Source organism: Bacillus sp. FSL M8-0049 (genome assembly GCF_038593355.1).
GTDB lineage: Bacteria > Bacillota > Bacilli > Bacillales > Bacillaceae > Bacillus > Bacillus safensis.
Genome location: NZ_CP151986.1, coordinates 1,946,621 through 1,962,936, shown reverse-complemented (window position 1 = coordinate 1,962,936; position 16,316 = coordinate 1,946,621). Strand labels below are relative to the sequence as shown.

Sequence of the window (16,316 nt, the reverse complement as noted above, 5' to 3'; positions counted from 1 at the left end):
GGAGGGACATCATCGTTTGAAGGCTCGTTTGATTTTGATTGTGATGTCTCTAGCTTTTGTTCTTTCTGCATGTTCCGCGCAAGAGGCTGGCATAAAGGATAAACTAGAAGACACACCAAAAGTAAAAGAACATATTACCATCGCAGCGGTTGGAGATTCCTTAACAGAAGGAATCGGAGATCAAGATAAAAAAGGCTATGCAGGCATAACCCGTGACAAGATAGAAGCAGTGGACGGCGTGCAGTCTGTCACATTAAAAAACTATGCCATTAAAGGCAGTAGAACAGTAGATTTATTAAAAAGATTAAAAGAAAAAAAGGTGCAGGACGGACTGAAAGACGCTGACTATATTTTCTTTACGATCGGCGGGAATGATCTCATGCATGTTGTCCGTCAAAATGTGCTTAATTTGACGTTTGCTCCTTTTCAAAAAGAGCAGGGTCCTTTTGAAGAGCGATTTAAAACCATTCTTGCTCAACTGAGAGAACAGAATGACCATGCGAAAATCATGTATGTCAGCATGTACAATCCTTTTAAATTCAGTTTGTCTGAGCTGCGAGATATTGATGAAGTCGTTCAAGACTGGAATGCCGCTGCCAAAAAGGAACTCAAAAAAGACGGCAATGCGGATATGATCAATGTAGCAGATTTATTTGAAGAAGGTTCTGATGAAAAATTACTGGCAGAAGATGATTTCCACCCAAACCAAAAGGGGTACTCTCTTATGGCAAATCGTTTATTCTCCGAAGTGAAAAAAGAAGGACTGCCGAAGGAATAGGGTGAAACAGATGAAAAAATGGAAAAGCTTATTTTTTATTTTACTTGCAATCAATCTATTGATTGTGATTGGCTGCGGTATTTTGATGCTGCTGCCAGGCGGTCAATCCGCTTCAACCAAAGAAGTGAAAAGCGAATATGCTTTTAATATATCCAGCTCAAAGGAATCACTCACCAGCTTTGTGAATGATTATTTGAAAAATCAAGGATCAAATGATATGCCAGACTTTCATGTAGCAATCGATCAAGATGTGAAAGTAACAGGCGCAATTAAAGCTTTCTCTTCAACGATTGATGCAAACGTCTCATTTACGCCAACTGTTGAAGATAATGGTGATGTGCTTTTGAAGGTGGATGACTTTTCAATTGGACAATTGAGCATTCCGATTAGTTTTGTTTTAAGCTACATGGGTCAGTTCTATGAGCTGCCAGAGTTCGTTCATGTAAAACCGGATCAAAAAACGGTTGAAGTGCGTCTTTCAGAAATGCCGCTGACGAATGATATGTATGTGAAAGCAAATAAAATTGATCTGCAGAACGATGAAATTGAATTCTCATATTATCATCCAAAGCAATAGAACGTGTGAGTCAGGAGTGAAATCATGAAGCGAGTCTATCAATATTTTAGTTTACTGTCGTTTTTATTTGCTGCGTACTTTGGCATAACAGCTGCCAATGCTTTAAAAGCAGAAAATATCGATCAGTTTTACTTAAATATTGCCTACTGTGCATTATTTCTAGGCACGATGATTCTTGCTTTTGATTTTCAAAAGCAAGAAAAAGCTGAAGATGTCTCGTAAGGAGCCTTTTCCTCTTTAGGAAAGGCTCTTTTTTATAATTGCCGAGACAAGACCACCTTTGCCATAAGTTCAGGATCTCCGTTAGCAAAACCATGAAGCAGAATCAGGTATGCACGCTTTGTTTGCAGATGAACTTTTGGGATATCAAGCAGTACACTTTGAGTGCCGGCGGCTTTCAATTCAAAATGATATTTGTTCGGGGAGAAATGATGAATGTGGGTGCTGTTTACATAATCAAGCTCCTTCGATATAACCCCATGGTCTCGTTCGTATATATCTATAGAAGGAAGGTCCGGAGACAGCTGTACAAATGTAAGTGCTGACAGGTCTTCTTGTTTGATCAAAGTAGCCTGCTGCTCAGTCAAGAGTGCAAAGCCTGCACGGGCACCTGTGATACATAATGTGTAGACCTCGCCGCTCTTAAATCGAATGCGGGAATGAAGAATTCTCTCATTTGTAGCCAGTTTGAACACTTCTATTTCATACATTCCCTCATCCCACTCCATATAAGCGGTCAAATGGCTGTAAGGCATTGGTTTCATTATCTGCTTCCGGTTCACATAAACAGCGAGCTCACTGAGATCTGGTGCAGCGTGAAATAATCGAATAAAGGCTTTTGATGAAGGGCTGCTTTGAAGATGCTCGTAGGTGTCAGCGAATGGCCGATATGGAAAGTCATGATAAAAGAGCTGCTGCATGTCATCAATCCCTTCTTTCTCATGCAATGGTGTTTTTTGTAGCGTATGCATGAAAAAGACGATCTGTATAGGCAAAAGAAGCATAGAAAAAAGCCTGACGTTTTCCGTCAGGCCGGCATGTTAAGAAGGAGAAGAATATTGATGATATTCAGCTAGTTTAATGAACGTTTTTTCATCCTCAATTAAACCACAAACACCGCACTGGACTTTCATTTGAGGACCTTGATAGCTCAAGTGAAAAGGAGACAGCTGTTCTCCTTCGTATCTTTCAACAACTGCTCCTGTTGCTGGATCAAGCTTTACAGGTTCTGAAAGCTGCTCAATGAGATTAAAGCGCGTTCTGTTTGTTTTACAGTTTGGACAAAGATAAGGGCTTGTCATGGTTTGTTCCACCTCTTTTTATCCGTAGCATGTCCTGAGCGCTAAAATCTATGCTTAATCCTTTTGACTTTTATCCAGCTTTTTAAATAATTTGATCATTGTTTTTAGTTCTTCGTCATCAAATGATTCAAATCGCTCCATAAAGTATTCGGTTTTCTTTTTCTCAAAATGCTCAGTAATTTCCTTACCCTTATCGGTTAAGTGGATTTTGATGATGCGGCGGTCCTCTTTTGAGCGGATACGGGTGATCCAGCCTTTTTCTACGAGTGTGTCAGTCACAGCGGTAATATGACTTGCTGACACTCCAAGAATGGAAGCGAATTCCGTTACTTTTTTTGCACCTTGCTCACGGAGCAGATTTAAAATAAGAAATTCATTCCGAGATAATTCGTTTTCGAGCAGGCTGTTAATTTCATAACGGATCTGCTTAAATACGGTTCTCAGTAAAGTGTCCATTTCGTACATCATTTGTTTTCTTTGTTCCAATCATTAAACCCCCATTATATTTTAAAGATACGACAGAATGCTTTCTTTTATTTTAGGTAGACAAGTCGTATCATTTTCATTATTTTTTATCATGTTATAATATGATGATACCATTTTTTAAATGAAGGGGGCACTAATATGTCTGAAAAACAAGAATTAGCCACATTTGCAGGAGGCTGCTTCTGGTGTATGGTTAAACCTTTTGATGAACAGCCGGGCATTATCAAAGTTGAATCAGGGTATACTGGCGGACATACAGTGAATCCGACCTATGAGGAAGTATGTACAAATACAACGGGACATAGAGAAGCGGTTCAAATCACGTTTGATCCTGACGTGTTCCCGTATGAGAAGCTGCTAGAGCTGTATTGGCAGCAAATAGACCCAACAGACGATGGGGGGCAATTTGGCGATAGAGGGGAATCTTACCGTACAGGTATTTATGTTCATCATGACGAGCAGCGAAAGCTAGCAGAAGCATCGAAAGAGCAGCTGAGCCAAAGCGGGATTTTCAAAAAGCCAATCGTTACAGAAATTTTAGACGCAGGTCCTTTTTATCCAGCAGAGGAATATCATCAGCATTATTATAAGAAAAACAAAATGCACTACGAACGATATCATGTCGGTTCGGGCAGAGCCGGTTTTATTGAGTCCCATTGGAGTGATAAATAATGGCAAATGAAAAAGAAAAGCGTATAAAAGAATTAAACCGCATGCAGTACGAAGTCACGCAAAATAATGGCACGGAGCCGCCATTTCAAAATGAATTTTGGGATCATAAAGAAGAAGGTATCTATGTGGATATCATTTCAGGAAAGCCGCTTTTTTCTTCTTTAGATAAGTTTGATGCCCACTGCGGATGGCCAAGTTTTACAAAACCGCTTGAAGAGGAAGAAGTAGCAGAGAAGGTTGATACGAGTCATGGAATGGTGCGGACAGAGGTTCGCAGTAAAACAGCTGATTCTCATCTAGGTCATGTTTTCCCTGATGGCCCAGGGCCAAACGGTCTTCGGTATTGTATTAACTCAGCCGCTTTAAAGTTTATCCCAAAGGATGATCTTGAAAAAGAAGGCTACGGGGATTTGAAACATCTATTTGATTGATCCATTTAAAAATCGTCACATGGAAAGCAGCTGCTTCCGTGTGACGATTTTTTATTTTTTATGATGTGTATGATGTAATTGTTCAATGATGTGGAACAGCTTTTCTTTTGTAATGAGCGGTGCTTCTTTTGAGGTGTAATTCGTTAAGTCGACTTTTTGAAAGGCAGGGTGCAAATGTGGTCTTGGTAAAATGGCATAAAATTGTTCATGTTCAAACAGTGCATCTGCTTCGTGCGGGAATGTGAGCTCCTCGTGAAGCTTTTCGCCAGGTCTTTTTCCGACTACAAGAACATCTGGAGATTGAGCATTGATTTGAGCGGCATATTCGTGAAACGCTTTTAAAAGATCGGCAAGCTGTAAGGACTCCATCTTGAGAATGAAGGTTTCGCCGCCTTTCATCATAATTGCTGCTTGAAGTGTGAGGGAAACAGCCTCTTCAATAGACATAAAAAAACGTGTCATATGAGGATCAGTCACGGTCAAAGGTTTTTCATTTAATAGCTGCTGGAGCATGATCGGAATAACGGAACCTCTAGATCCAAGCACATTGCCAAAGCGTACAGAGCAAAACCTGGTTTTTTGATTCGGAATACTTTCGTTTGCTTGGAAAAATAGTTTTTCTGAAATCAATTTTGTTGCACCCATGGCATTCGTCGGAGAAACCGCTTTGTCAGTTGAAATGTTGACGACATGACTCACTTCATGTTCGAGGGCGGCTTCAATGACGTGCTGTCCGCCGATGATATTCGTTTGAACGGCTTCGAACGGATTATCTTCACAAGTGGGTACTTGTTTTAAGGCCGCTGCATGGAAAATGATATCCACACCCTTGACGAGCTGTCTCACGCGGCTTGCATCCCGGACATCTCCTAAAGCGAATACGACTTCTGGATGTTCTGCGTACTCATTTTTCATCATGTATTGTTTGCTGTCATCTTTACTGAAGACGATTATCTTCTTTGGAGAGCAACTTGTTAATTTATTCACGATTTGCCGGCCGATTGACCCCGTACCGCCTGTAACCAATATCGTTTTGTCACGAAAAAAGGTCTTCAAAGTCGTTTCTATCTGTTTGGACATATCTAATCCCCCAACTCTCATTTCTCTACTTTGCATCATATGTGAAAGAGCGGCATTCGTTTGAGGAAAAGAACCACTTCATGCATAAATTAGGTGAACAAATTATAACCATCTGCTAGTCGTCTTAATAGAATATGGAGAGATAAGAGATCAACTAGAAAAACGAGAGACCTGAATACTTCAGTACTGCGGTCAGCTCGGGAAGAAAATGGTAAGGGAGCTGTGCGCGAGGGGAGAAGAGAAGACATGTATAGGGGAAATCGTATTTTAGCTATGATACCTGCATTTAGAAGTCACGACGGCCAGCATGATGAACACATACGCATATTGGCAGAGAGGCCGCTTATCTATTGGACCATTCAGCCGTTACTGCAAATGATTGAATTAGATGAAGTCATCGTCTCCTCAGAGGATGTCAATACGCAAATCATTTCATCTCACTACGGAGCAAATGTGATTGAACTGCCAAGCACACATGTGACAGAACAAACGCCGTCACTGTTAGCTGTGAAGCATGCGCTTGCTTATTTAGAGCGGGAGGGAAAAACCTTTGATATTGTGCTGTATCTGCATCCATCGTCTCCTCTAAGACAGCCGGCAGATATCGAGAAGTGCTTGCAGCTTTTAGTGGAAGGGGGATATGACTGCACCGCATCTTTTACAGAGGCGTTAGAAAACCCAAATGAAACTTGGACACTGCATGAAAACAATGAAGCTACTTTATATAAGGACAATCATTACTTTTTCATGCCAAAGCATGAGCAGCCATATACGTATGGCCGGCTAAATGGTGCGGTATATGCTTTTCATGCTCATTATGCAAAAGAATGCATTCATTCCTTTTTAGAAGGATCTGTCGGAGCTTATATGATGGATCGCACGCGGTCGCTTGTGGTGAAACAGGAGGCAGACCGGAAAGAGGCAGAGAAAATCTTATTAGCTCACCGAGATGCGGAAGATCATGCATAAGCTGGCATTCAACGAGAAAAAGCGCCCAGTTATAGGGCGCTTTTTACAATGTCATAAAGCCTTTGTGGCATCGTATCAAATGTATTCCAGCGAACGGCTTGCTCGTAGTTGTTCAGTGCGGCCGTCTTTCTTTCACCTGCATTTGATCCATAGTATTCAACCTGTTCTATCAAATCGTCCTCATCTTTGTAAAAAGCAAAGCTTGAAAAAGCAGGCGGCGGAGGTAGATCCGTCAATTGAAAACTCCCAGTTGCAGCAATGTCAAATGCTCTGTTATTGAGGCTCATATTTTGAATCATGGCTTTGTTTTTGTTATACGCAAATTGAGCCGGCCTATGCGGATTCAGGACAATCGCTGTCTGCTGATAAATGTCCGCCATTTGCTGAGGACTCAGCCAATTCGTTATGAGTGTGAAATCACGATAATGTCTCCGTGATTTGTTTAAGTGACGGTGCCATTCCTTACCTGCAACGAGAATACGCCATTTGTTTTGCTGCAAGAGTGTATCGATGGCTTTGATGCGGTTGGGATAAGGGTAGCCAATGAGTGCAATGTCATACGTGCACATCTCTTCTGGCGATTCATTTTTCTGAAAGACACGTGTATTTGCCGGAATGGGAAAGTAGTGCGTATGATCAGCGCCTAATTGTTTATAAAATGGCAAAACCCCTTCATCAATCGTTAATATAAGCTGAGCTTCATGTGCGCAAGCAGCTGACACATCTGTATAAAAGGGATCTTCTGTCATCCAAAGAACAATCGGGATTTTTTCTTGTTTGAATTGATGAAGCACATCTTTCGGAACATGATCACCGATCATCATCAAAACAAAATCCGGAGAAAATGTCCGGATTTTGTGCATGTTCGTGGGTAGAGATTCTCTATCAATCTTTACACATGAAAAGGGGGAATCAATGAAGCTTTCTTCTACCCATTGATCAAACATGTGATAGATTCCGCCGTAGCCAGAACTGATATAAAGAAGCTTCATGATGATCCTCTCACATTAAGAAGTGAATGTAACACTTTCAACTTTATCTACATCTAATAGAGTCGTTGCTGAGCCTGTAGGTGTGACAGAGCTTTCTTGTGTAACAAATACAACGCCTGTTGAAGCATCGAATGATACAAATTGAACTGGCCCAATTAAATCTCCTGAGTCAGTGACAATGCTAATGACTGTTCCTGGTGCAAGTCTTGCAAAGATCCATCTTGCTGGCTGAGATACATCGAGTGTTGTAGCAGAATCTGAAGGTGATGCCTCAGCTGCCACTTCACTTAATAAATCGTTCAATTTTTCTTCCATTTGAACTCCTCCTTCTTCGAGATTAGCTGTTAATGCATGAGTAATTGGTTTGAAAAACACTTTCAATAGTTCCTTTTTTAATTCAGCACGCTTTTCGCTCATTTTTTCCCCATCCTTTCCTCATCAATTCAAACTCACCCCTATGTATATGCCATTCATTTTTTTTGGCATAAGCATAACGCTGATTCCTTGTTCTTTTTTTCAATTAATCAGTTCACACATTTTTAAAAATGTTTTCAAATGCTGAGGCTAAATGAAGCAGTTCTCATACTCTAGTAAAGATTAAATGTGAAGAGAGAGGGATTATGAATGGAATTTGAACAATTATTAGATGGTTGGAACGAAGAATTACTAGAGTCGGAAGGAGTGCTTGAAGTCATCTTGATTTTACTTCTTCTTCGCCTTTTAGAAGAAAGTGATGATGAGAATGTGTCAGACATCAAAGAATTACTTCGTCCATGGCTTGAGCTTGGCATTCCGGTGCCGCGTGTTCATTTAGTTAATGGAGATGTACTTCAAAACGTGGTTGTCGTGCAATTGTTTGATACGGTAGCGGTCTTTAAAAACGCGACAAATCAGCTAAGAGTGAGTGTTCCTTATGTGAACATTGTCAGCTGGGGGGCTTTTTAATCTAATCAAAAAGGATAATGATCATGAAAGTATCGGTGATTTTAACAAGCTACAATAAACCAGATTTCATTGATCGTGTGCTAAAGAGTATGCTAGAACAAACGTATCCGCATTGGGAGCTTTTGATTATGGATGATGGCTCAGAAGAGGGCACCATTCAAAAGATCCAGCCCTATTTAAGTGATGAACGCATTCAGCTGTATTCGCACACAGTTCATCCAGCAAAACGGCTGTTAACCGCACGATATGCGACGCTTATTAATGAAGCATTAACCCGTATAACAGGTGAGCTCATTTGTTATTTAACCGATGATACCATGTACCATCAAGATCGTTTGCTTAAAATGGTGGATGTTTTTCGGTCGAAGCCTCACATAGATATTGTGTATTCCTCGCAGCGGGTCGTGCATGTTGATCAGCATTTAGTGGAAACGATGAGTTTTATTCGAGAAGCAGATCAAATCTTAGAGCATGCGTCCTTTCAAGTGGACCATTGTTCGGTCATGCACAGAAGCTGCTTGCTTCCACTGATCTATGAAAAATACGGACAATATTGGGATGATGAGCCAAAGCACTGGCATCATGCAGATTCTGTATTTTGGATGAGGCTGAATCATTTCGCTGCGTTTTTTCCATTAAAAGATGTACTGGATACAACGTATAAAACGCCCCATTCCTTTCATCATCTGTTTTCGAGTATGCCGTATGATTTAATTGACGGAACGGTCATTGAAAAAGAAGGAGATTATTATCAAATCGCAGACGGGAAACTTCATGGAATTGAAAAACGCTGGATCAATGAAAAGAACAGGCGTGCGATCCGTGTTCCGCTGTTATGTGAGATGAAATATGAAATGAAAGAGAAGCTGGCAGTACCCAATTATACAGTCGTTACCGCAGATAATGGGAAAACGTTCTTTTATATTGAAGATCAGAAAAAAAGACGGTTTGCTTCAAAACGTGACGTGCAATATTTTCAGTTTCACCCTAAGGAGATCTATACGATTTCAAATGATCAGCTTCAGGCATTTGAGGATGGCAGCATAATTCAGGCTTCTCCAGTTTTCAGTCCGCCAAACAGGCGCCTGTTTAAATGGAAACAAGATGTTTATTTACTTGTGCATTATGCCTTTTGCCGTATTGATCCTGAGGTCGTGAAGCGATTTGCTTTTTATCATCAGCCGATTAAGCTGTACCCATCCCAATTTGCGTTTTTTCAGGAAGGAAACCCGATTGTGCCGCTGTATAGGGAATCGCTGCAAGAATTCGATATGTCTCTTTATCAAACATCCAGACGAAAGCACTCCTCATAAGAGGGGTGCTTTTTTCGCAATGATTGCAGGAAGTAGAAAGGAAAAAGCGAAACATGAAAAGGACAGGAACCTTTAAGAAATGATCAAGCCGCTGAAAACTTGGCAATTGATGCCGGTTTTTTGGCACTGAAAGTGAGGGGGAAAGAATGGGGAAGGTTGTCGAAAGAGCAGATTGGTTTGAATTGATTTTAGAAGCTATTGATGAAGCCATTCACGTTGTAGATGATCGAGGGATGACGATTTTTTACAATCATAATGCCGCTAAGTTTGACTCTTTACAAAAAGAAGAGGTGATTGGCAAGTACATCCTTGATGTGTATCCCTCTTTAACTGAAAAAACAAGTACGCTCATGCATGTGTTGCGAACAGGAAAGCCCATTTATCATTCGCTGCAAACCTATTTGAATAAAAATGGAGAAAGGATTGAAACAGTGAACACGACATTGCCTATTATCGAAGATAACGAGTTAATAGGCGCGGTCGAAGTCGCAAAAGATGTATCAAAGCTGTCGGCTCTTTCCAATCGGTTAGGGCAAAAAAAGCGGACACAAGACGCGGCTGAGGCCGTACAAATGCATGATTTTGCTTCATTTTTAACAAATGATCCGCTTTTAAAAGAAATGCTTGAAAGGGCAAAAAAAGCAGCTGCTTATCCATCATCAGTTGTTGTCTACGGGGAAACAGGGACAGGAAAAGAAGTGCTCGTTCAAGCCATTGTCCATGAATCTGACCGGAAAAATCAAGTGTTCATTCCGCAAAACTGCGCAGCACTCCCAGAATCATTACTTGAAAGTTTATTGTTCGGATCTGTCAAAGGGAGCTATACGGGCGCGCTTGATCGCAAGGGACTTTTCGAATTAGCTGATGGGGGCACACTTTTTCTTGATGAGCTGCAAGAGATGCCGCTCACGCTGCAGACGAAATTATTACGTGTGTTAGAGGATGGCGTTGTCCGCCGCATCGGTGACGCAAAATCCATTCAAGTGGATGTTCGGCTCATTACTGCGCTCAATATGGACCCATTCGAAGCAGTGAAAAAGCAAATTTTAAGAGAAGATTTATTTTATAGACTGCATGTATCATCTTTTCATATCCCGCCGCTTCGTGAAAGAAAGCAAGATATCACGCTGCTATCCCGCTACTTCATTCAAACCTATCATCAGCAGTTTTCAAAAAACGTTACACGCCTTTCTGAAGAAACGGAACGATTGTTTATGGCGCACCACTGGCCTGGGAATGTTAGAGAATTAAAACATACGATAGAGCATGCCGTGTTGATGATGCCAAAGGAAGCGGAAGAGATCATCCCTCTATACCTTCCGGCTCATTTACGTGAGCAAAAGCTGGAAAAAGAAACATCTGAATCCTCCTTAAAAAATCAAGTGTCTTCATTTGAACAAACATTGATTCAAGAAGCTTTACATCAGCATAATGGAAATATTAAAAAAACCGCCGCTGCTTTAAAAATTCCTCGACAAACGCTGCAATATAAATTAAAGAAATATGCAGATGCCGAAATATAGGCACAACATCCAATTGAATATGACGGGTAAAAGCTCCTTTTGTAAAGAATAGGGGCATTTTCCCATGTTGGCACATAACTTGCATAGTATAAAGTGAATGCTGATAGGGGGAATGGATCTGAATCAGAAATTGTATGAACCGGCACGTCACTGGAAGGACATTGAGCTTTGGAAGGATGTACCTGAGGAAAAGTGGAACGACTGGATTTGGCAGCTGACGCATACTGTGAAAACGCTTGAGGATTTAGAAAAAATCGTAAACTTAACAGAAGAGGAACGAGAAGGGGTGAAGATTTCCACTAAAACCATTCCACTCAACATTACACCCTACTATGCCTCACTGATGAATCCAGACGATCCAAGATGTCCAATACGTATGCAATCTGTGCCAATTGCAGAAGAGCTTCATAAAACAAAATATGATCTGGAAGACCCGCTGCATGAAGATGAGGACTCACCTGTCCCGGGGCTCACGCACCGATATCCAGATCGTGTACTGTTTCTTGTGACAAATCAGTGCTCCATGTACTGCCGTTATTGTACGAGAAGACGTTTTTCCGGCCAGATTGGTATGGGTGTGCCGAAAAAGCAGTTAGATGCTGCAATTGGATATATTAGAGAAACACCTGAGGTGCGGGACGTGTTAATTTCTGGCGGAGATGGGCTGTTAATCAATGATCAAGTGCTTGAATACATTTTGAAAAACTTACGGGATATTCCGCACGTTGAGATCATTCGGATTGGAACCCGCGCGCCGGTTGTCTTTCCGCAGCGTATTACAGATGAGCTGTGCGAGATTTTGAAAAAATATCACCCAGTTTGGCTGAACACCCATTTCAATACAAGTATTGAAATCACAAAAGAAGCAAAAGAAGCGTGCGAACGTCTTGTGAATGCCGGTGTTCCTGTAGGGAATCAGGCCGTCATCCTTGCAGGTATTAATGACAGTGTGCCGATTATGAAGAAGCTGATGCACGATCTTGTGAAGATTCGGGTCAGACCATATTATATTTATCAATGTGATTTATCTGAGGGCATTGGCCACTTTAGAACGCCGGTATCAAAAGGGCTTGAAATCATTGAAGGCTTAAGAGGACATACGAGTGGTTATGCAGTACCAAGCTTTGTAGTAGATGCGCCAGGAGGCGGAGGGAAAATTGCTTTACAGCCAAATTATTTATTATCGCAAAGCCCTGACAAAGTCGTCCTTCGTAACTTTGAAGGTGTCATCACCTCTTATCCAGAACCAGAGCATTACGTCGCAGGCCAGGCAGATGCGTATTTTAATGAAATTTATGAAGAGAAACAAGAACCGGCAATTGGTATTACCGCACTATTAGAGGATGAAGCGAGATCGTTTACGCCTGAGAATTTAAGCCGAATGAAACGTAGAGAAGCATATGAGACAAATCCTGAGCACGACACACTTAAAAACAAACGTGAAAAACGAGATGAATTAAAAGAGAAGAAATATCAAGCGCAGCTCAAAAAAGAACAAACCGTAAAGGAGGAGAAATAGCCTTGCTGACATGTGATTGGTGTGAGGAAAATAAAGCAAATGCGGAGCAGACAACAGTCTATTGGGAACTGATCACGGGCACACAATCAATTGAAATCATCGAAACGCCATCCATTTCCTGCACGCACTGCGGGATGACCTATCAAAAGGATGAGACGGTCAAAGAGATTGAAGATCAATTAATTTTAGTGGATCAGACAAAACTTCCAGAAAAAATCTCCTATGAAGAATTAATGAGCATGGAGCGGTTATTAAAACGAAATTACTTTGACTTTTCATCATAAGTTGTACCTCTGCCTATACAAGTCATCAAATTGCTGTATAATATAACAACAAAATAGTGTGTCGCGGAGGGAAAAACAGGTGAAGTCGTTTTACCATTATTTAATGAAGTTCAGACATCCAAAACCGAAAGATGAAATCAGCCATTTCGCAAATGCTGCGTACGAGGATCACAGCTTTCCTAAAGCTTCCACAGATTATCATGAGCTGTGCGCTTATTTAGAATTAAATGGTGATTATTTAAGCTCAATGACAACATTTGACGAAGCGTTTGAGCAATACGAAGTAGAAGTCAAAAAAAAATAACACACAACCGCTTATCCGGATGGAGAAGCGGTTTTTTCATGAGAAATAAAATGGCGTTTTGCATGGTGTGGTTGCCCATGCAGAATTCCTTGCGCCGGCATACGATACGTTAAGACCAAAAGTCGGGCAAGGGGGAGACAGAATGAAGGCGAAAGCACCAAAATATCAAGTAGGGGATATTGTCGTCGTTGTCATGTACGGCACAGTCGGAACGATTACAAAAGTCCATCAAATTGACCAGCACTATTTATATGAGGTCAATCATAATGAGGTGCTTTATTTTGAAACATCACTTCAGCTTTACGATGAGTATAGCGGAGTGATTGTCGATACAGAAAAGCTGGACATTGAATATGAGTTCCTCATTGGCGATGTTGTATATGTAAAAGATTACGGAAAAGAGCTGTTTAAAATCATCGGTCATCGGACTGAAATTTGGCGCTACCTTGAAGATGGCTGGGAAGATGTCATTTACGAACTCACGAGGCTGAAAGACGGAGAGTGGCTGGAAACAGAAGAGGAAGATTTAACGCTTGTCCTAAGAAAATATGAGATGGACCAGTTTGTTCATCAGCTTCTTTTTGTGCATTACGTCGGAGAAACCTCAAAAGAGTTAGAAGAAGATATGGTCCAAACGGCTCTATTGCAGCTGGAAGAGAAACAAGAAAGCGAATCTTCACTTGAATTTCTGGCTGTATCTATAGTGGATGAGCTTCTTGATATTTATAACGATTATAAAATTCTCTATGAATTTTTCAAAGATCCAGAATATAAGGATATGATGGATTTTATTTTGGAAAGTTTACACGAACATTTTGGTTAAAGAAAGACTTGTCCTAACACGAATAAAAAATAAGGCACACAGAAAAATGCAATCACATAAAACCATCCCCTCAAGATACGGCCCATCACCTGATCAAAAGTTTCTCCATCTAATATGCTTAACCATTTCATTGCCTCAAGCCCCTTTTCTTTTTGTTTACTGCATTTATATGTATGGAATGAGCCATTATGACAAACTGTAATAAAAAACAGCCGGCGTTCATACATCATAAAAAAGGAGGCGGAATGCAATGAAAGAAGCAGATTTGGTGATTGATACAGAGGAAATTGCGGAGTTCTTCTACGTGGAGCTGATCAAAAGAGGGTACATACCTGCTGAGCTTGAAACATTTGAGCTGGCCGACATTACATTTGAATATATGCTGAAAAAAGCAATGATAGTTGAAGAAGAGGCGTGGTAGGTACTATACTTTGAAGAGATTCTGAAGAGAGAGGGAGGGGAATCTTTCGCGTGTACATCCTATATCTTTTCATTTTATTTGGCGCCATTGCTGCGCTCATGGTATCTGGGGCTTTTCAAGATTTGGACAACCAGATCATCTTATGGTTTGAAAGCATCAGACTCCCTTTTTTAAATGATGTCATGCTGGCTTTGACGGACTTAGGCATCAGCGCGCTGCTCGTTCCAATCATGCTCATTTTTAGTGTGGTCTTGTTTATGTATAAGCGCTACTACTCTATCATGATGCTTTTTCTACTATATCTCACAGAAAAAACAATCAATCATGAATTAAAGGGGCTGTTTGCTAGAGAGCGTCCGGCCTTTGATCACCTTGTAGGTGAAACGTATTACAGCTTTCCGAGCGGACATTCGATGAATGCAGCCACCATATACCCTTTTATGGCTTATCTATTAGTTGAAATGATCCCATGGCTGAAAGAAAGACAAAAAATCGTCTATTTGATCACAGGGCTTTGCATTCTGGCCATTGGCATCAGCCGGATGTATATCGGGGTGCATTATTTGACAGATGTTGCAGGAGGCTTTGCGATAGGACTCGCTTTATTTCTCATTTGTAAAAAGATTGACGAAAGATTGCCTGTCATTCGACAAAAATAGAAGAAGGAAATTGACAGATCCCAGCCAATTTTATATAAAAGGGGAGGGATTTGAATGCAATTGACGTTGAGATTTTTTCAAAAGAAACCTTCAGCATTTCACTTAACCATTTATCAGACACCTGAATATGGCGCTGCAAGCGGGCATCTGCCTGTGTACCGGACAAAGATTGGCGGCAGAACACACCTTGATGTACTGGAAAAAGCATTCTCGACATTTAATGTACATGATACAGTCCCTAATGATTACAATGCGCGGTTTATCACAACAGGTGATATTGTTGTGATTGATGATAAGAAAAAGGGGAAGTGCTATTATCAGCTCTCTCCGGCAGGGTGGAAACGCAGTGAACGAATGATGACGATAAGTTAAATAGATGATTGATGATGCCAGCTTGAGATTCAGCTGGTATTTTCTTTTTTTAGCTCAATCGTTTATAATAAATAGGATAAAATACATAGTAAACGTAAGTGGAGGCTAAAAAATGAGTGTACATATTGGAGCAGAAAAAGGACAAATTGCAGAAACGGTATTGCTGCCAGGCGATCCGCTGCGTGCGAAATATATTGCAGATACATATTTAGAAGATGTTGAGTGCTATAACGAAGTGCGCGGAATGTATGGTTATACTGGAACCTATAAAGGAAAACGTGTTTCTGTACAGGGCACTGGGATGGGCGTACCGTCTATTTCGATTTATGTGAATGAACTCATTCAAAGCTATGATGTTCAAAACTTAATTCGCGTTGGATCTTGCGGAGCCATCAAAAGAGATGTCAATGTACGTGACGTCATTTTAGCCCAGACATCATCAACAGATTCACAAATGAATCGTGTGGCATTTGGACCGATTGATTATGCGCCATGCGCTGATTTTGGCCTGCTCAAGAAAGCCTACGACACGGCAGAAGCAAAAAATGTCGCTGTACGTGTCGGAAATGTATTTACAGCAGACCAATTTTACAATGAAAAACCACTTGAGCTCATGGCTCAATATGGTATCCTAGCGATCGAAATGGAGACAACCGCTCTTTATTCTCTTGCAGCAAAATTTGATCGAAAAGCGTTATCAATTTTGACTGTGAGTGATCACGTTCTAACAGGAGAAGAAACAACAGCTGAAGAGCGTCAAACAACGTTTGATGAAATGATCTTAATTGCGCTAGACTCCGTTTTATAATAGTATAAAGGGTGTGCTACAATGTAGCGCATCTTTATTTTTTTAGAAGAGCAAAAGGA

At 40.8% G+C, this 16,316-nt stretch carries 23 protein-coding genes; 17 read left to right on the top strand and 6 right to left on the bottom strand.

Annotated elements, in window-relative coordinates; genetic code table 11:
* The first annotated feature begins 16 nt into the window (after window positions 1-16).
* The 3 genes from NSU13_RS09935 to ypmT are packed head-to-tail and all read left to right on the top strand — an operon-like array spanning window position 17 to window position 1,577.
* Window positions 17-778: an SGNH/GDSL hydrolase family protein gene (locus tag NSU13_RS09935; RefSeq protein WP_024428150.1), complete on the top strand. Its 762-nt coding sequence runs from the start codon at window positions 17-19 to the stop codon at window positions 776-778.
* Between the two features lie 10 nt (window positions 779-788).
* The gene (locus NSU13_RS09930; RefSeq protein ID WP_024422724.1) at window positions 789-1,355 is read left to right on the top strand and encodes a YpmS family protein; all 567 of its coding nucleotides are present in this window, start codon (window positions 789-791) and stop codon (window positions 1,353-1,355) included.
* A gap of 24 nt (window positions 1,356-1,379) precedes the next feature.
* Complete coding sequence (gene ypmT / locus NSU13_RS09925; protein ID WP_024422723.1) at window positions 1,380-1,577, top strand: protein YpmT; 198 nt, start codon at window positions 1,380-1,382, stop codon at window positions 1,575-1,577.
* 32 nt (window positions 1,578-1,609) lie between these two features.
* Here ypmT and NSU13_RS09920 read toward each other — a convergent pair whose 3' ends face one another.
* From NSU13_RS09920 to NSU13_RS09910, 3 genes are all read right to left on the bottom strand, one after another.
* Complete coding sequence (locus tag NSU13_RS09920; protein WP_235046713.1) at window positions 1,610-2,326, bottom strand: DUF4397 domain-containing protein; 717 nt, start codon at window positions 2,324-2,326, stop codon at window positions 1,610-1,612.
* 69 nt (window positions 2,327-2,395) lie between these two features.
* The gene (locus NSU13_RS09915) at window positions 2,396-2,656 is read right to left on the bottom strand and encodes a hypothetical protein (RefSeq protein ID WP_024422721.1); all 261 of its coding nucleotides are present in this window, start codon (window positions 2,654-2,656) and stop codon (window positions 2,396-2,398) included.
* A gap of 54 nt (window positions 2,657-2,710) precedes the next feature.
* A complete protein-coding gene (locus NSU13_RS09910) occupies window positions 2,711-3,142 on the bottom strand; it encodes a MarR family transcriptional regulator (protein WP_007500780.1) in 432 nt (143 codons plus the stop codon).
* A gap of 138 nt (window positions 3,143-3,280) precedes the next feature.
* On the opposite strand from NSU13_RS09910, the gene msrA reads away from it, so the two are divergent.
* A complete protein-coding gene (msrA, locus tag NSU13_RS09905; protein ID WP_024422720.1) occupies window positions 3,281-3,814 on the top strand; it encodes a peptide-methionine (S)-S-oxide reductase MsrA in 534 nt (177 codons plus the stop codon).
* Window positions 3,814-4,245: a peptide-methionine (R)-S-oxide reductase MsrB gene (gene msrB / locus NSU13_RS09900; protein ID WP_024422719.1), complete on the top strand. Its 432-nt coding sequence runs from the start codon at window positions 3,814-3,816 to the stop codon at window positions 4,243-4,245. The genes msrA and msrB overlap by 1 nt, the downstream gene beginning before the upstream one ends.
* 51 nt (window positions 4,246-4,296) lie before the next feature.
* On the opposite strand, the gene NSU13_RS09895 is transcribed toward msrB, so the two are convergent.
* Complete coding sequence (locus NSU13_RS09895; protein WP_034280530.1) at window positions 4,297-5,325, bottom strand: SDR family NAD(P)-dependent oxidoreductase; 1,029 nt, start codon at window positions 5,323-5,325, stop codon at window positions 4,297-4,299.
* A 246-nt stretch (window positions 5,326-5,571) separates the two neighbouring features.
* On the opposite strand from NSU13_RS09895, the gene NSU13_RS09890 reads away from it, so the two are divergent.
* Window positions 5,572-6,294: an acylneuraminate cytidylyltransferase gene (locus tag NSU13_RS09890; RefSeq protein WP_046311519.1), complete on the top strand. Its 723-nt coding sequence runs from the start codon at window positions 5,572-5,574 to the stop codon at window positions 6,292-6,294.
* 29 nt (window positions 6,295-6,323) lie between these two features.
* Here the strand turns inward: NSU13_RS09890 and NSU13_RS09885 are convergent, their stop codons facing one another.
* Together NSU13_RS09885 and NSU13_RS09880 are read right to left on the bottom strand one after the other, a co-directional pair.
* The gene (locus NSU13_RS09885; RefSeq protein WP_041117732.1) at window positions 6,324-7,286 is read right to left on the bottom strand and encodes a DUF3880 domain-containing protein; all 963 of its coding nucleotides are present in this window, start codon (window positions 7,284-7,286) and stop codon (window positions 6,324-6,326) included.
* A 15-nt stretch (window positions 7,287-7,301) separates the two neighbouring features.
* Window positions 7,302-7,703, bottom strand: a complete 402-nt coding sequence (locus NSU13_RS09880; RefSeq protein WP_024422714.1) for a hypothetical protein — start codon at window positions 7,701-7,703, stop codon at window positions 7,302-7,304.
* Between the two features lie 207 nt (window positions 7,704-7,910).
* On the opposite strand from NSU13_RS09880, the gene cgeC reads away from it, so the two are divergent.
* The 11 genes from cgeC (at window position 7,911) to deoD (ending at window position 16,257) form a co-directional block, all read left to right on the top strand.
* The gene (cgeC, locus tag NSU13_RS09875; protein WP_041117730.1) at window positions 7,911-8,231 is read left to right on the top strand and encodes a spore maturation protein CgeC; all 321 of its coding nucleotides are present in this window, start codon (window positions 7,911-7,913) and stop codon (window positions 8,229-8,231) included.
* Between the two features lie 17 nt (window positions 8,232-8,248).
* Entirely contained in the window at window positions 8,249-9,544 is a 1,296-nt protein-coding gene (locus NSU13_RS09870) for a glycosyltransferase family A protein (RefSeq protein ID WP_342489487.1), read from the top strand.
* 146 nt (window positions 9,545-9,690) lie between these two features.
* Complete coding sequence (locus NSU13_RS09865) at window positions 9,691-11,067, top strand: sigma-54-dependent Fis family transcriptional regulator (RefSeq protein ID WP_046311516.1); 1,377 nt, start codon at window positions 9,691-9,693, stop codon at window positions 11,065-11,067.
* Between the two features lie 118 nt (window positions 11,068-11,185).
* A complete protein-coding gene (gene ablA, locus NSU13_RS09860) occupies window positions 11,186-12,586 on the top strand; it encodes a lysine 2,3-aminomutase (protein WP_034280543.1) in 1,401 nt (466 codons plus the stop codon).
* Window positions 12,587-12,588: 2 nt separating this feature from the next.
* Window positions 12,589-12,870 carry a YokU family protein gene (locus NSU13_RS09855; protein WP_012010281.1) on the top strand — a complete coding sequence of 94 codons (282 nt, stop codon included), beginning with the start codon at window positions 12,589-12,591 and terminating at the stop codon, window positions 12,868-12,870.
* 79 nt (window positions 12,871-12,949) lie between these two features.
* Entirely contained in the window at window positions 12,950-13,174 is a 225-nt protein-coding gene (locus NSU13_RS09850; RefSeq protein WP_024422709.1) for a YozE family protein, read from the top strand.
* Between the two features lie 142 nt (window positions 13,175-13,316).
* Window positions 13,317-13,997, top strand: a complete 681-nt coding sequence (locus NSU13_RS09845) for a hypothetical protein (protein WP_024422708.1) — start codon at window positions 13,317-13,319, stop codon at window positions 13,995-13,997.
* 250 nt (window positions 13,998-14,247) lie between these two features.
* Complete coding sequence (locus tag NSU13_RS09840; protein WP_065214722.1) at window positions 14,248-14,418, top strand: YozD family protein; 171 nt, start codon at window positions 14,248-14,250, stop codon at window positions 14,416-14,418.
* Between the two features lie 50 nt (window positions 14,419-14,468).
* Window positions 14,469-15,077 carry a phosphatase PAP2 family protein gene (locus tag NSU13_RS09835; RefSeq protein WP_046311514.1) on the top strand — a complete coding sequence of 203 codons (609 nt, stop codon included), beginning with the start codon at window positions 14,469-14,471 and terminating at the stop codon, window positions 15,075-15,077.
* 54 nt (window positions 15,078-15,131) lie between these two features.
* Window positions 15,132-15,449 carry a hypothetical protein gene (locus NSU13_RS09830; protein WP_034280548.1) on the top strand — a complete coding sequence of 106 codons (318 nt, stop codon included), beginning with the start codon at window positions 15,132-15,134 and terminating at the stop codon, window positions 15,447-15,449.
* A 112-nt stretch (window positions 15,450-15,561) separates the two neighbouring features.
* Entirely contained in the window at window positions 15,562-16,257 is a 696-nt protein-coding gene (gene deoD, locus NSU13_RS09825; protein WP_012010274.1) for a purine-nucleoside phosphorylase, read from the top strand.
* The last annotated feature ends 59 nt before the right edge of the window (window positions 16,258-16,316 follow it).